The organism is Alicyclobacillus mali NBRC 102425, from assembly GCF_001570745.1.
GTDB classification, from domain to species: domain Bacteria; phylum Bacillota; class Bacilli; order Alicyclobacillales; family Alicyclobacillaceae; genus Alicyclobacillus; species Alicyclobacillus mali.
On the sequence record NZ_BCSG01000008.1, the window covers coordinates 25,281 to 39,473 of the forward strand.

At 65.0% G+C, this 14,193-nt stretch carries 12 protein-coding genes; 9 read left to right on the plus strand and 3 right to left on the minus strand.

Features of this window, described 5'->3' with window-relative positions:
- Nucleotides 1–6 precede the first annotated feature (6 nt).
- From AMA01_RS04255 to AMA01_RS04275, 5 genes are read left to right on the plus strand one after another with little or no spacing between them, the layout of a single operon-like run.
- Nucleotides 7–1,083, plus strand: coding sequence for a class I SAM-dependent methyltransferase (locus AMA01_RS04255; protein ID WP_231862819.1), 1,077 nt, complete (start codon nt 7–9; stop codon nt 1,081–1,083).
- 32 nt (nt 1,084–1,115) lie between these two features.
- Entirely contained in the window at nt 1,116–2,183 is a 1,068-nt protein-coding gene (pdhA, locus tag AMA01_RS04260; protein WP_067847979.1) for a pyruvate dehydrogenase (acetyl-transferring) E1 component subunit alpha, read from the plus strand.
- Nucleotide 2,184: 1 nt separating this feature from the next.
- Entirely contained in the window at nt 2,185–3,162 is a 978-nt protein-coding gene (locus tag AMA01_RS04265) for an alpha-ketoacid dehydrogenase subunit beta (protein WP_067847813.1), read from the plus strand.
- A 33-nt stretch (nt 3,163–3,195) separates the two neighbouring features.
- Nucleotides 3,196–4,875, plus strand: a complete 1,680-nt coding sequence (locus AMA01_RS04270) for a long-chain fatty acid--CoA ligase (RefSeq protein WP_067847816.1) — start codon at nt 3,196–3,198, stop codon at nt 4,873–4,875.
- Nucleotides 4,876–4,887: 12 nt separating this feature from the next.
- Entirely contained in the window at nt 4,888–6,054 is a 1,167-nt protein-coding gene (locus tag AMA01_RS04275) for an alpha-hydroxy-acid oxidizing protein (protein WP_067847819.1), read from the plus strand.
- A 77-nt stretch (nt 6,055–6,131) separates the two neighbouring features.
- Here the strand turns inward: AMA01_RS04275 and AMA01_RS04280 are convergent, their stop codons facing one another.
- Entirely contained in the window at nt 6,132–6,731 is a 600-nt protein-coding gene (locus AMA01_RS04280) for a Maf family protein (RefSeq protein ID WP_067847821.1), read from the minus strand.
- Nucleotides 6,732–6,823: 92 nt separating this feature from the next.
- Between AMA01_RS04280 and AMA01_RS04285 the strand changes: the two genes are divergently transcribed.
- Nucleotides 6,824–7,018, plus strand: a complete 195-nt coding sequence (locus tag AMA01_RS04285) for a hypothetical protein (protein ID WP_008336644.1) — start codon at nt 6,824–6,826, stop codon at nt 7,016–7,018.
- A 67-nt stretch (nt 7,019–7,085) separates the two neighbouring features.
- On the opposite strand, the gene AMA01_RS04290 is transcribed toward AMA01_RS04285, so the two are convergent.
- The gene (locus AMA01_RS04290) at nt 7,086–8,366 is read right to left on the minus strand and encodes an NAD(P)/FAD-dependent oxidoreductase (protein ID WP_067847824.1); all 1,281 of its coding nucleotides are present in this window, start codon (nt 8,364–8,366) and stop codon (nt 7,086–7,088) included.
- 55 nt (nt 8,367–8,421) lie between these two features.
- Nucleotides 8,422–9,327 (minus strand): DMT family transporter, encoded by a 906-nt coding sequence (locus AMA01_RS04295; RefSeq protein WP_067847831.1) that lies wholly within the window; start codon nt 9,325–9,327, stop codon nt 8,422–8,424.
- A gap of 147 nt (nt 9,328–9,474) precedes the next feature.
- On the opposite strand from AMA01_RS04295, the gene AMA01_RS04300 reads away from it, so the two are divergent.
- The 3 genes from AMA01_RS04300 (at nt 9,475) to AMA01_RS04310 (ending at nt 14,166) form a co-directional block, all read left to right on the plus strand.
- Entirely contained in the window at nt 9,475–10,641 is a 1,167-nt protein-coding gene (locus tag AMA01_RS04300; RefSeq protein ID WP_067847836.1) for an iron-containing alcohol dehydrogenase, read from the plus strand.
- A gap of 263 nt (nt 10,642–10,904) precedes the next feature.
- Complete coding sequence (locus tag AMA01_RS04305) at nt 10,905–11,903, plus strand: LacI family DNA-binding transcriptional regulator (RefSeq protein ID WP_067847842.1); 999 nt, start codon at nt 10,905–10,907, stop codon at nt 11,901–11,903.
- A 25-nt stretch (nt 11,904–11,928) separates the two neighbouring features.
- Nucleotides 11,929–14,166 carry an amylo-alpha-1,6-glucosidase gene (locus tag AMA01_RS04310; protein ID WP_067847847.1) on the plus strand — a complete coding sequence of 746 codons (2,238 nt, stop codon included), beginning with the start codon at nt 11,929–11,931 and terminating at the stop codon, nt 14,164–14,166.
- Nucleotides 14,167–14,193: the final 27 nt, after the last annotated feature.

Consider the following 14,193-nt stretch of genomic DNA (forward strand, 5'->3'; position numbering starts at 1 on the left):
GCGAATGTGGAGGTGCCATCCAAGGCGAGGGGCGCCGACGCGGAGCAGAGCCGTGCGTTGCTAGGCGCCGAACACCCCGTGCGTGTGGGGGAAACGCGCCTGGGCCCGCAGTTTCGCTACGATCTTCGCGCGCCGCGCCTCGAGGAGCTGGATCGGTTCATCGTCGAGCGTCCGATTCGCGACTGGTCCCTCGTTCGCTGGAAGGACGTCGGCAAACCCGTTCGCGTCGAGAACTACGCATCCGGCAAACGGCTCTGGGAAGAGAAGCACGGCGACACGATGCCGGTCAAGACGAGTTGGGAGATGTTCAACCGGTCGTTCCACAGCTGGTTCGTGAAGGACGGGCCAGCGGCGCAGCGGGCCGCCATGCGCCGCATGCTGAAGAGCGTCGCTTCGCTTCGAGCGGACGAGATCGCCTCGGTTTTTCAGGACCTACAGCAGGTCACGCTGTGGAACCTGGCGCACCGCGTCACCGACACCATCTGGGACCCGCGCGGGAAGCGCGCGCTGTTTCGCGGGCTTGACGTGAAGCGTCCCCGCATTCTGTTCCTTGGCGCGGCGGAGGGTTACGAGGCGATGCAGCTGTACGCCATGTATCCCGGTGGCGAGGCCGTCATGGTGGATTACGACGCCTTCTGCCGCGATCATCGCTTCGGGGACTTTCCGGAGGATTACCCGTTTCTCGGGTACCATCCGGCGACGGGATCGGCGCGCCCGTGGTACCGAAGCGAGATGAAGCTGACGTACCTGGTGGAGGACATCCGCAAGCTGCCGTTTGGGCCGGAATTCGACATCGTGCTGAGCGTGGGGCTTTTGGAGCACTTTCCGGACGAGTACAAACCGGAATGCATCGATTGGCACCGGAAGTTTCTGCGGCCGGGCGGTTACGCCATCCTGACCACGCCGAGGCTCGGGTGGAGGACCAAGCTGTTCTACCACGTGATGGCGGATGCGATGAACTACACGTATCGGGAACTGATGACCGTCGAGCAAATGGGGCTTTACCTTTATGAAAACGGATTCAATATTCTGCGCCATGGCTGGATCAAGACCCACAACGGCATTGTGGCGCAACCGCGCTGAGGGCTACAAGCGGCGAAATCGGGGTGGATGACGTGCAGGTTTATCGGTTCACGGGCGACACAAAGCCGGATCAGGTGCTGAACGAGGCGGGCGAGGTGGTCGGATCGTTGCCGGACAACGCGGTCGATCTCGCCCTCGAGTGGTACCCGTTCATGATCTTCTGCCGAAAGTTCGACGAGCGCGCGCAACTCCTGCAGCGCCAGGGACGAATCGGGACCTACGCGCCGTTTCGCGGCCAGGAGGCCTCGCAGATCGGCAGTTTTGCCGTGCTTCGTCCGAGCGACTGGGTGTTTCCCACGTACCGCGAGCTCGCCGGCATGATGTACCACGGGCTGGAACCTGTGCACGCCCTGCTCAAGAGCCGCGGCCATCCGGACGCGGGACGCATGCCGGAGGGGCTCCACATGGCGCCGGTGCAGATTGCCATTGCGGCGCAGATCCTGCACGCGGTGGGCGCGGGATGGGCGTGCAAACTCCGGCAGGCAGACGACGTTGCGGTGGCCTACTTCGGCGACGGCGCGACGTCCGAGGGGGATTTTCACGAGGGCATGAACTTCGCCTCCGTCATGCGCCTGCCCGTCGTGTTCTTCTGCCAGAACAATCAGTACGCCATCAGTGTGCCTGTTGAGCGGCAGACGGCGTCGCCCACGATTGCGCAGAAGGCCATCGCTTACGGCGTGGAAGGGCTCCGGGTGGACGGGAACGACGTCTTTGCCGTGTACCAGGCCATGCGCTACGCCGTCGATCGCGCGCGCCGCGGGGAGGGCCCGACGCTCATCGAGGCGGTCACGTATCGCCTGGGCCCGCACACGACGGCGGACGATCCGGGAAGATACCGGGAGGCCGCGGATGTCGAGCGATGGGCGGCGGCAAAGGACCCGCTCGTGAGGCTCAGGCTCTGGCTCACGCGCCAGGGGCTCTGGGACGATGCGCGGCAGGCCGCGTGTGAAGAGGAGGCCGAGGCGCGCGTGCGCCAGGCGGTGGCCGAGATGGAAGCGTACCCGCATAAGCCCCTCGCGGAGGCCGCGCGCCACGTCTACGCCGAAGTCCCCGAGGATCTCGCGCTCGATCTCGCCGAGCGCGGAAAGGAGGCGCGCTGACATGCCCAAGTGGACGATGATCGAGGCCATTCGGGATGCGCTGGCCATCGCTCTTCGCGACGATCCGCGCGTTCTCGTCTTCGGCGAGGATGTGGGGAAAAACGGGGGCGTCTTCCGCGCGACGGACGGGCTGCAGGCCGAATTCGGCGAAGCCCGCGTCGTCGACACGCCGCTCGCGGAGAAGGCCATCGTGGGAACGGCTGTCGGTCTCGCGATGGCGGGCATGAAGCCCGTCGCGGAGATCCAGTTTCTCGGCTTTGCCTACGAGGCCATGGATCAAATTGCGGCGCAGCTCGCGCGCATCCGCTTCCGCACCCAGGGGCGGTTCACGGCACCCGCGGTCATTCGCGCGCCGTACGGCGGTGGCGTGCGCACGCCGGAGCTGCACTCGGACAGCCTGGAGGCGCTCTTCGCCCACACGCCGGGGCTCGTCGTCGTGACGCCGAGCCGGCCGTACGACGCCAAGGGGCTTTTGCTCAGCGCCATCCGCTCGCCCGATCCCGTCATCTTCCTGGAACCCATCAGGCTCTATCGCGCCTTCCGGGAAGAGGTGCCGGAGGGAGATTACGAGGTGCCTCTCGGCCGTGCCGCCGTCCGCCGCGAGGGCTCGGACGTCACGCTCGTCGCCTGGGGGCCGACCGTGCCGGTGGCGGAATCGGCCGCGGTGCAGGTGGCATCGAAGGGGATTTCGTGCGAGGTCATCGACCTGCGCACGCTCGCGCCGCTCGACCGATCCGCCCTCAAAGCGTCGGTGGAGAAGACCGGGCGCGCCGTCATCGTCCACGAGGCTGTGCGATATGCCGGGCTCGGCGCCGAGATGGCCGCCTCCATCATGGACCTGGCGTTTTACCACCTGCGGGCGCCCATCGAGCGGGTGGCCGGGCTCGACACGCCGTATCCGCCAGCCGCGCTCGAGGACGCCTGGCTTCCCAGCGTGACCCGCGTCGTCGAGGCCATCGAGCGGGTCATGGAAGATTGACACCACCTGTTTGCGATTGAAGGAGGGATTTGCATGTTCACGCGCCACTTCGCGTATTGGCCGAAACGTGTTCCACGCACGCTGACCGTGCCTCGCACGCCCATTCACGACAACCTCGCCGTGTCCGCTCGCCGCTACCCGGATAAGACCGCCATCTATTACTACGGCCGCGAGATTTCCTTTCGGGCGCTTCACGCGGAAGTCGAGGCGCTCGCCGGCTACCTCCAACAGGCCCTCGGCGTGAAGCGGGGCGATCGCGTCGCGCTCTACATGCAGAATTCGCCGCAGTTCGTCGTGGCTTATTACGCCATTCTGCGCGCCGACGCCGTCGTCGTGCCCCTGAACCCGATGCTCGTGGCGAACGAGCTCCCCTTCTACTTCGAGGACTCCGGCGCGCGCGTCGCCATCGTCGGCCAGGAACTCGTCGATCGCGTCCGGCCGCTCGCAGACACCGGCGCCATCGACAAGGCCATCGTCGCCTGTTACCGCGACGCCCTGCCGCCCGAGCCGGCGCACCGCGTGCCGGACGTGGTCGCGGCGCCCGCCGTGCCTCTCGATCACCCTGCGCTGGTGCCGTGTTCGCAAGCGCTTACATCCGGGCTTGCCCCGCGGCCGAGCGAGGTCTCCGCGGACGATCTCGCCGTCATCCCCTACACGTCCGGCACCACCGGCGTGCCGAAGGGCTGCATGCACACGCATCGCACCGTGCAGGCCAACACCGTCTGCGCCGTCGTCTGGAACGGCGTGACGCCGGACGGCGTGGCGCTCTCAACCCTGCCCTTCTTCCACGTCACCGGCATGGAGCACAGCATGAACGCGCCCATCTACTCCGGCAACACGTTCGCGATTCTCACGCGCTGGGACCGCGAGACGGCCGCAGAGCTGATTGAAAAGCTGCGCGTGACCCACTGGACCAACATCGCCACCATGGTCGTGGACTTCCTTGCGAACCCTCGCATCGAGTCGTACGACCTGTCCTCGCTGATGGTGGTGGGCGGCGGAGGCGCCGCGCTGCCGAAGGCGGTGGGCGAGCGGCTCAAGGCGCTCACCGGCCTCGACTACGTCGAGGGCTACGGCTTGTCCGAGACCATCGCGCAGACCCACACCAACCCGCCGGATCGCGCCAAGCTCCAGTGCGCCGGCGTCCCGCTCTTTGACGTGGATGCCCGTATCGTGGATCCGGAGACGCTCGCAGAGCTCGGCCCGGGTGAGGAGGGCGAGATCCTGGTCTCCGGCCCGCAGGTCTTCCTAGGCTACTGGAACCGCCCGGAGGAAAACGAGATGGCGTTTGTCGAGATCGACGGCAAGCGGTTCTTCCGCACGGGCGATCTCGGCCGGTACGACGAGGAAGGCTACTTCTTCATCGTGGACCGCATCAAGCGGATGATCAGCGCGTCTGGATTCAAGGTGTGGCCCACCGAGGTGGAGTCCATCCTCTACAAGCATCCGGCGGTGGAGCAGGCGTGCGTCGTGGGTGTCCCAGACCCGCGCCGCGGCGAGACCGTCAAGGCGTTCATCATCCTCAAGCAGGATCACAAGGGCGCGGTGACGGCGGAGGACATCGTCGCCTGGGCGCACGAGCAGATGGCGGCGTACAAGTGCCCGCGCGAGATCGAGTTCGTCGACAGCTTGCCGATGTCCGGCAGCGGCAAGATCCTCTGGCGCGTGCTGCAGGAGGAGGAACGCAGGAAGCGGCAGGTCGCATCGCCCTGAGGAGTGAAGCGGATGAACATCGGCAACGAAGCACAGTTTCAGATTTACCAGATGCGCCTGACCGGCCAGTACCGGGACGAAGCGCTTTGTATCTCGGTGGAGGACTGGGTGGCGCGGGCGCGGGAGGTGTTATCTCCAGAGGCGTTCTGGTATCTCGCGGGCGCGTCGGGGCGGGGCGAGACGATGCGCGCGAACGAGGAGGCGTTCGCCAAGTGGCGGATTGTGCCTCGCGTGTTCCGCGACGTGTCGGATCGAGATCTGTCTCTCGAACTCTTCGGTGAGCGGCTGCCGTATCCCGTGCTCCTCGCGCCCATCGGCGTGCAGTCCATTCTGCACGCCGATGGGGAGGTGGCGGCTGCGCGGGGCGCCGCGAAGCTGGGCCTGCCCTACATCGTCAGTTCGGCGTCGACCATGTCGCTTGAGACCATCGCCCAAAAGGCGCCCGGCGCGACGCTCTGGTTTCAGCTGTACTGGTCGCGCGATCGCGACGTTGCCCAGAGCTTCGTGCGCCGCGCCGAGGCGGCCGGGTGCAAGGCGCTCGTCGTCACGCTCGACACGCCCATGATGGCCTGGCGGGAGCGGGATCTCGAGCGCGCCTACCTGCCCTTCTTGCTTGGCGAAGGACTCGGCAACTATGTCTCCGATCCGGCGTTTCGCGCGAAGCTGCGCCGGTCTCCCGAGGAAGATCCGGCGGGCGCCATCCTCCTCTGGACGCAGATCTTCGGCAATCCGGGGCTCACGTGGGACGATCTCGAGTGGCTGCGCGAGGAGACAGATCTTCCCCTCCTCCTGAAGGGAATTCTCCATCCCGACGACGCTGAGGAGGCGTTCCGCCGCGGAGCCGACGGCATCATCGTCTCGAACCACGGCGGCCGGCAGGTGGATGGAGCCGTGGCATCGCTGGACGCGCTGGTGGCCATCCGGGAACGCGTCGGCCGCGAGAAGGTGGTCCTCATGGACGGCGGCGTTCGGCGCGGCTCCGATGTAGTGAAGGCCATGGCGCTCGGTGCGACCGCCGTGCTGGTGGGCCGGCTGTACGGGTACGGCCTCGCGGTCGACGGCGAGCGCGGCGTGGAGACCGTCCTGCGGTATCTCCTCGCGGACTTCGATCTCACGATGGCCCTGTCGGGACACCGCTCACTTTCGGCGCTCGACGCGAACGCGCTCGCCCACTCGTAGCGGATCCGTCAACCCTCCTCGTGCGCTCACGGGCGGAGGATCATCGCACAGCGCTCGAGTTCCGCACAGGATACCGCTTAGACAGGAGGACCGAGCGAGGTCAACTGCAGACCCAATCGGTTGAACATCTCGTCCAACAGCCCGAGCGGCAGGCCAACGACGTTGTAGTAGTCGCCTGCGATGGACTCGACCAGCAGACTCCCGTACCCTTGAATGGCGTACGCGCCTGCCTTGTCCATCGGCTCGCCCGTGGCCACGTATCGCCGCAACCACGCGTCGTCTCGAGGCCGCATGCGCACCTGTGTCTCGGCGAAAGCAAGCTCTTCCGCAAAAGCCGTGCGAACGCATACGCCCGTGTACACGAGGTGTGTCCGCCCGCGGAGGCGTGTCAGCATGGTGAGGGCCTGATGGGCATCGCGCGGCTTGCCCAGGATGTCTCCATCGATGGCGACGACGGTGTCCGCCGCCACGACGACGGCGTCCCGCCGCTCGGACTCGTCGAGCTGCGCCCACACGGCCTCTGCCTTTCGTTTGGCGAGCGTTACCACCGCTTCCTGCGGCGGCGTGCCCAAGGCGATGGTCTCGTCGGCCTGGCTCGGCCGCACGGAAAAGGCCACGCCGAGCATGCCCAACAGCTCTCGCCTTCTCGGCGATCCCGACGCGAGAATGATGTGCATGGCGCAGATCTCCTTCCTCAATTTGCACGCATGGAAAAGACGCCGACGCGCACAGTAAGCATAGCTCCGAGCGGCAAGGAGGCGAAGGTGGCATGACATCGCGGCGAAAGTCGATTGGCCGGGGCGATGAAGCGTCCGGCCCGGTGATGAGCGCTGAAGCGAGCCGCGCGATGCGCCGCGGCGAAAAAGTCGGCAGTGCCTCTCGCCATGGCAATCCGTCCTACGGACGTTATGCCCGAGCGCTCGACGGCGAATACGGCGCGTCGGTGCGCGATGAACAGATTTGAATCCTTTGAGCTCGGGGCAAAGTGCAGGGCACAGGGAGACCTGTGCCCTGCGCGCGTTCCAGGGACCTCAGACGCGCTCGAGCCGGGCGTGCGCGAGCGCGTGGCGCGCCGCTTCGCTCCCTGCCGTGTGCCCCGTGGAGAACGCGATGGTGATGTTGTACCCGCCCGTGTGCGCGTGAACGTCCATCACCTCGCCGGCGAAGTAAAGCCCAGCGCACAGCTTCGACTGCATGGTCTTCGGATCAATTTCTTTCACGCTCACGCCGCCTCCCGTCACGGTGGCCTTCTCAAGCGGCAGCGTTCCCGTCACAGGGATGACGAGCCGCTTCAGCGCGCGCGACATCTTCGTCAGCGATTCGTGCGACGTCTGAGCCAGCGGCATCTCGCCGTCAACCTGCGCCTCATGCAAGATGAACGCCGCGAGGCGATCCGGCACGTGTCCTTCAAGCTCCGTGCGCAGCCTCCGCTTGGGGTGGCGCTCGCGCGCGGACTTGAAGAGCGCCATCCAGTCCTCAAACGCACGATCCGGCCGCACATCGATGGAAGCTGTGAGCTTCGCGCCCGGCTTGTCCCGCAGGGACACCGTTACATAGTGGCTCGCGCGTAGCGCCGCCGGACCACTCAGCCCAAAGTGGGTGAAGACGAGATCGCCCGGTTCCACGGTCAAGCGCTTGTCGCCTCGAAAGATGGATAGCTCGATGCCGTAGAGAGACAGCCCTTGAAGCTCTCGATGGCGAATCCACGGGTGATCCGACGTGATGGGCACGGCGGTCGGATACGGTGGCACGATGGTGTGGCCGACAGACGCTGCAAATCGGTAGCCATCGCCGGTCGAACCGGTCTGCGGGACGCTCGCTCCTCCTGAGGCAATGACACAGGCCGACGCGGCAAGGACCTCGCCGCGCTCCGTCTCCACGCCCACAAACCGCTGCTCTTGCGTAAGGATACGCGCGACGGGCGTTTGGAGCCGAACCTCGACGCCGAGGCGCTCCATGTGTCGCACGACGGCACGCACGACCGTGCGGGCGTCATCGGACACGGGAAACATTCGGCCGCGGTCCTCTTCCTTCAGTTTGACCCCGAGCCCTTCAAAAAAGCGAATGATGTCCTCGTTGCCAAAGCGGTGGAACGACGAATACAGGAACTTCGGGTTCCCGAGGACATGTTGCATCAACTCGGGCAGGGGCTTCGCGTTGGTCACGTTGCAGCGCCCGCCGCCCGAGATGGCCAGTTTGCGCCCCAGCCTGTCGCCCTTTTCGACAAGCAATACGCGGGCTCCCGCCTCGCGCGCGGCAATGGCCGCCATCAAACCGGCGGGTCCACCGCCAATCACCAAGACATCCGTCATCTGCTCCCGCCTCATTTCTGCCCTGAAGTGTACGGGAAGGCGGGGCCGTCGGCAACTAGGGCGTGTGCGAGAGGATCATCGTGGCGAACCCGACCAGGCACGCGGCGGATGCGCTGTATAGGCTCGGGCGCTCGAGGTGCGGGACGAGGATCCAGGAAATGAGGGCGACAAACACGGGCTCCGACGCGGCGAGGGTCGCCACCGTGCTGACGGGGATGAGGGTTGCGCTGACGAAAAACAGGAGGACGCCCGCCGCGCTCGCCGCGCCTGCCGCAAGCAGCCAGGGGGACAGGTGCTTGCGGTAGTGGCGCAACAGCGGCCCGAGCTTGCCTTCGACGGCGAAGCTTGCGACACAGGCGAGGGTGGCGACGGCGACGTCGACGAACGCCGAGCCCATCGGCGATGCGCCGCTCGCGAGGGAAATCCGTCGGAACACGTGCCCGACGCCTTGGAGACCCGCCGCCGAAATGCCGATGAGGGCGCCGGACGAGAAGACGGCGCGATCGCGCGTGGGACGGGCGCGATTCTCGAGCGCCAAAAGCACAATGGCTCCGAGGACGCCCGCGAGGCTCGCGGTGATGCGCCATGAGACGGGATCGCCGAGGAACGCGTACGCGAGGATCACCGTGGCTACCGGGCTCAGACCTTTGAGAACCACGCCGCGCACGGCGCCGAGGCGCTGAACAGCGAGGTACAAAAGGCGCCGCCCGAGGAAGGTGCCCACCACGCCCGAAAGACAGGCGAAGGCGAGAGAGCGTCCGCGCACGGGCACAAGCGGCGCTCGGTGTGAGGCGAGCCCTGCTGGTACGAGGGCCAGGAGCACCATCAGGCTTGTGGTCAGCACTGGGAGAAGACCGCTGTCGGGAGGCGAGGAATCGGCCTGACCCTTGCGGAGGCACACATAGGACAGCGCATACGCGATGGCGCTCGCGATGGCGGTCAAGAGTCCAGGGGACGTCACGGTCTCACCTCCGGTCGCGGACAACCCATGTGTATGCTGGGGCGGTTCGAGTGAGAACGCCGCTTTTGGAAATCGGCATTGAAGTTGTTACAATGGATGAGTTACTGAAGAAACGTGTGTGACACGGGACGCGGGGGATCGAATCACATGGAACCTTTTCGTTTTCACAATCCGACGACGCTGTATTACGGCAAGGGGCAGCTGGAGAAGCATCTTGCGGACGAGGTCCTGAAGATTGGGCGTCGCGTGCTTCTGCTTTACGGTGGGGGAAGCATCAAGCGGTTTGGCCTGTACGACAAGGTCATGAACATCCTCAAGGATGCGGGCGTCACGGTGTTTGAGCTGGGCGGCGTCGAGCCGAATCCGCGCCTGACGACGGTGTACAAGGGCATCGAGATGTGCCGGCAGAACGACATCGATCTCATCCTCGCGGTGGGCGGCGGTTCTGTGCTCGACTGCGGCAAGGCCATCGCGATGGGCGTGAAATTTGACGGAGACGTCTGGGACATCTATCAGCGCAAGGCGCAGGCGACGGGCGCGTTGCCGCTCGGCACCATTCTCACGCTCGCGGCCACCGGATCGGAGATGAACGCGGGCGGCGTGATCACGAACTGGGAGACGAAGGAGAAGCTCGGCGCGGGATCGCCGTATACGTATCCGGCGTTCTCCTTCTGCGATCCGGAAAATACGTTCACGGTGCCGCGCGATCAGACGGTGTACGGCATCTGCGACATGCTCGCGCACTGCTTCGAGCATTACTTCCATTCCACGCCGCATGCGCCCTTGCAGAGGCACCTGATTGAGGGTGTCATGCGCACCATCGTGGAATACGCGAAGCGCGTGGTGGAGAACCCGACCGACTACGACGCGCGCGAGACCATCATGTACTGCAGCACCATGGCGTTGAACGGGATGATCTCGATGGGCATCGTCGGCGACTGGGCCTGCCACGCGATGGAACATGAGGTGAGTGCCGTTTACGACATTCCGCATGGCGGCGGCTTGGCCATCCTGTTCCCACACTGGATGGAGTACGTGAAGGGCACAGATCCGGCTCGATTCGCGTCGCTCGCCAAAAACGTATTTTTGGTCGACGGGACGGGCAAGTCGGACGAGGAGTTGGCCGACATTGCCATCGAGAAGGTGAGGGAATTCTACAGGGAGATCGGCGCTCCGCAGCGTTTGGCGGACTACGGCATCGGCGACGATCAGCTGGAGCGCATGGCGGCGCAGGCGGTGCGGTTCGGTGAAATCGGCCACTTCCGCAAGCTCGGCAAGGAGGATGTGCTGAACATCCTGCGGGCGAGCCTGTGACGCTTCTGCGCCATGTGGCATGGGTCGTCGATTGCGGCGGGAGGCCTGGGCTTCTGGCGGAAGCGCCTCCCGCCGCGGCACATCCTGTCCTAAGTGGAGCGCACACGCCACGGGTTGAAGGAATCACCACCTCATGAACGCGATATTCCCTCTTGCGCTTCCAAAACGTTTTCGGGTATATTGATGCTGACTCGCGAGTGGTAGGGTCGCGTTGCCGAAAACGTTTCGGATGCGCCGGAGGCTCGCGAAAGGGGTTTGCCGCCATGAGAGTCACCATTCGCGACGTGGCGCGCGCAGCAGGCGTTTCGGTTACCACGGTGTCGAGGGCGCTGAATGGCGCCGCAGACGTCGGGGAAGAGACGCGCCAGCGCGTCATTGAAGTCGCCAAGCAATTGAACTATCGCCCGAGCCATGTGGCTCGGAGCCTCGTGCTCAGAAAGAGCCAGAACATTGGGCTTCTGGTGTCCGATTTTCGCAAAGGCGGCCACCACTTTCTCTACGATGTTTTGGTCGGCGTACACGACACGCTCGCCGAGTACGGGTACGATGTCACGCTGGTCAGCACGGATACCGCTCGCCAGCAGCTGGTCAGCTATGTGGACTTTTGTCGGGCGCGAGGGTTGGACGGCGTGATCGTCATGGGCATTCGCCTGGACGATCCGTACGTCGAGGAGGTTGTCGAGTCGACGCTGCCGAGCGTCGTGATCGACCTGCCGCTCCTCAGTCGACACTGCGGCTATGTGATGACGGACAACGTGAACGGCGCGCGCTACGCGGTGAGGCATCTCGTGTCCCGGGGCTGCAAGCGCATCGGTTTTGTGAACGGCGCTGCGCACGCTGCGGTGAGCCGCGAGCGGCTGAGGGGATTCGAGGAAGCTGTGCGCCAATATGTGGGCGCGTTCGACGAGCGCCTCGTCGTCTACGGGGATTTCACGCTCGAAGGGGGACAGCGGGCCCTCGCCGAGCTGCTCGCCAAGTCGCCGGACGTAGACGGCGTGTTCTTTGCGAGCGACCTCATGGCCATTGGAGGCATCCAACACTGTAAGGCGATGGGCATTCGCGTTCCAGACGACCTCGCGGTGGTCGGGTTTGATGACATCGATCTCGCTCGTTTCGTGACGCCCGCGCTGACAACGGTCGCACAGCCGCGATACGAGATGGGATGCGAAGCGGCGAAGATGCTCGTCCATATGCTGCAGAAGGGCGAGATGCCATCCGGCACGCTGTTGCCGCCGCAACTCGTCGTGCGCGAGACGGCCTGAGCATTTCAACTGGGGGAGAGGCATCATGCAGGGATGGGTCATCAAAGAAAACGACCTGTTTTGGTACGGAGACGCAGAGGGCCTGAGCGCGCATGCGGTTGAAAACGTTTCCGGTCATGGGCTTTACACGAGGGACACGCGCGTACTTTCCACGCTGGTGTGGCGCATCGAGCCCGACGTGTGGGTGGCATTGGACGCCACGGCTGAATCCGGATCGGAATCGGTATACCGTTACACCAATCGCCCTCCGCGTGCGGAACACGAGCCTCCACGCGAGAGCCTGCTGGTGGAGCGTCGGCAGCGCGTGGATGGGCATTGTTTTCAAGAAAGCGGTATCGTGCGCAATTTTGGCGATCGCGCCGTGCGTCTTGCCGTGATCTACGAGGTCGCGGCGGACTTCGCGGACATGTTCGAAGTTCGGGGGTTCCAGGTCGAGGCGCCCGCGAGAACCATCCGCACACGCGCATCCGGAAACGTTTGCTGTTTTTCCTATTCGTCTTCGGACGGGCGGACTTGGGAGACGCGCGTCGAGCTCGCTGCGCATCCAAGTCACCAGGGTGAGATGACACCCGCGCGGTGGATGGAGTCGGCCGGCGTAGGCAAGGCGGAGTTGCGCATGGTCGTCGAAGCCGGAGGTGTCGCGGAGTGGGCGCTCACCGTTCGACCGGAGGTGCGCGGAGGCGAAGAAGGCCCGGGCACAGGAGAAACAGGGATCGGCTTGTCTGTTTCCGAAAACGTTTCCAGCCATCTGCGTGGAGGCGCGGACGAGGGAACTGGGGCCGAAACGGCATATCTGTCGACGGAGAGGCTCTCAGCGCATGGGTGGCTTCAGCAGCCGCCGTCGGTTTCGGGAAACGAGTCGTTTCGACGTTGGTACGAGCAGGGCATGCGGGACATTCGCATGCTTCAGTCTGACTTCGGCTTCGGGCCGTTTCTCGTGGCGGGTGTCCCGTGGTATGCGGTCCCCTTCGGAAGGGACAGCTTGATAGCCGCCCGCCAAATCCTTTGCGCGGCGCCGGAGGTCGCGCGAGGCACGCTCGCCACGCTGGCTCACTTTCAGGGCACATGTGTCGATCCGGAGCGGGATGAGCAGCCTGGCAAGATTCTGCACGAGCTCAGAGACGGCGAACTCGCGCGCAACGGCAAGGTTCCATTCCGCCCGTACTACGGCAGCATCGACGCCACGCCGCTCTTTCTCATCCTCCTCGCGGACTACTGGCGCTTCACGGGCGACACGCCGTTTCTCAAGCGGATGCTTTCGCATGCCGAGCGGGCGCTTGCCTGGATGGTGCACTTTGGCGATCGCGACGGCGACGGGTTCATCGAGTATTGGCGCGAGGCCGAGGGCGGGATCGCCAATCAGGGATGGAAGGATTCAGGGGATTCGATGGTCCACGCCGACGGCAGCCTGGCGCAAGGCCCCATCGCGCTCGCGGAAGTCCAGGCGTATGCGCACACGGCGTACGTGGCTTGGCGTGACATTTACCGCGAGCTCGGCGAAATCGACGAAGCGGAGCGGCTGGCGAAACTCGCGGATGGGCTGCGATCTCGCTTCCTGCAGCACTTCTGGCTGGAGGATCGGGATGAAATCGCGATGGCGCTCGATGGAAACAAGCGCCCGCTTTCCGTGGCCTCGTCCAACATGGGCCAAGTGCTGTGGAGCGACATCCTGCCGTCCGAACTGGCCGCGCGCGTCGCGAAGCGCCTGCTGCAGCCAGACCTGTTCTCGGGGTTCGGCATTCGCACGCTCTCTGCGAAGGAGCGCCGTTACAATCCGATGAGTTATCACAACGGGTCGGTCTGGCCGCACGACACGAGCATCGTCTTCGCGGGGCTTGTGGGGCACGGAGCCTGGGATGAAGCGGAGCAGATCTTCGATGGGCTCATGCGGGCGCAGGCGCAGTTCCCGAACCACCGGCTGCCGGAGCTGTTCTGTGGGTTTTCCCGCGAGGAAAGCCCTCGGCCCGTCCCGTATCCGGTTTCGTGCTCGCCTCAGGCGTGGGCGGCCGCAGTTCCGGCCATCGTGCTGGAAAACCTGTTGGGTCTTTGCCCGGATGCACCTCGGGAAGCATTGGCGATGATGCCGCGATTGCCGGCGAGCATGCAGGAGTTGAAGGTACACGGGCTCCGCATCGGTCGCGGGAAGCTGTCGGTCGAGATCGCACGCCGGGACGGGCGCCTCTGGATGGATGTGGTGGAGAACACCACGGGCTTGCGTGTGGTCGCGATGGACGGCGCGAAGGAGGTGATGTCCACCGGCTGAGAACGATCCCTGAACGCGCGATAGAAG

What these genes read in the sequence shown, in the direction of transcription:
- AMA01_RS04265 (WP_067847813.1), top strand. Translation starts at nt 2,185, where the DNA reads ATGCCCAAGTGGACGATGATCGAGGCCATTCGGGATGCGCTGGCCATC.
- AMA01_RS04270 (WP_067847816.1), top strand. Translation starts at nt 3,196, where the DNA reads ATGTTCACGCGCCACTTCGCGTATTGGCCGAAACGTGTTCCACGCACG.
- AMA01_RS04275 (WP_067847819.1), top strand. Translation starts at nt 4,888, where the DNA reads ATGAACATCGGCAACGAAGCACAGTTTCAGATTTACCAGATGCGCCTG.
- AMA01_RS04280 (WP_067847821.1), bottom strand. Translation starts at nt 6,731, where the DNA reads ATGCACATCATTCTCGCGTCGGGATCGCCGAGAAGGCGAGAGCTGTTG.
- AMA01_RS04285 (WP_008336644.1), top strand. Translation starts at nt 6,824, where the DNA reads ATGACATCGCGGCGAAAGTCGATTGGCCGGGGCGATGAAGCGTCCGGC.
- AMA01_RS04290 (WP_067847824.1), bottom strand. Translation starts at nt 8,366, where the DNA reads ATGACGGATGTCTTGGTGATTGGCGGTGGACCCGCCGGTTTGATGGCG.
- AMA01_RS04300 (WP_067847836.1), top strand. Translation starts at nt 9,475, where the DNA reads ATGGAACCTTTTCGTTTTCACAATCCGACGACGCTGTATTACGGCAAG.
- AMA01_RS04305 (WP_067847842.1), top strand. Translation starts at nt 10,905, where the DNA reads ATGAGAGTCACCATTCGCGACGTGGCGCGCGCAGCAGGCGTTTCGGTT.
- AMA01_RS04310 (WP_067847847.1), top strand. Translation starts at nt 11,929, where the DNA reads ATGCAGGGATGGGTCATCAAAGAAAACGACCTGTTTTGGTACGGAGAC.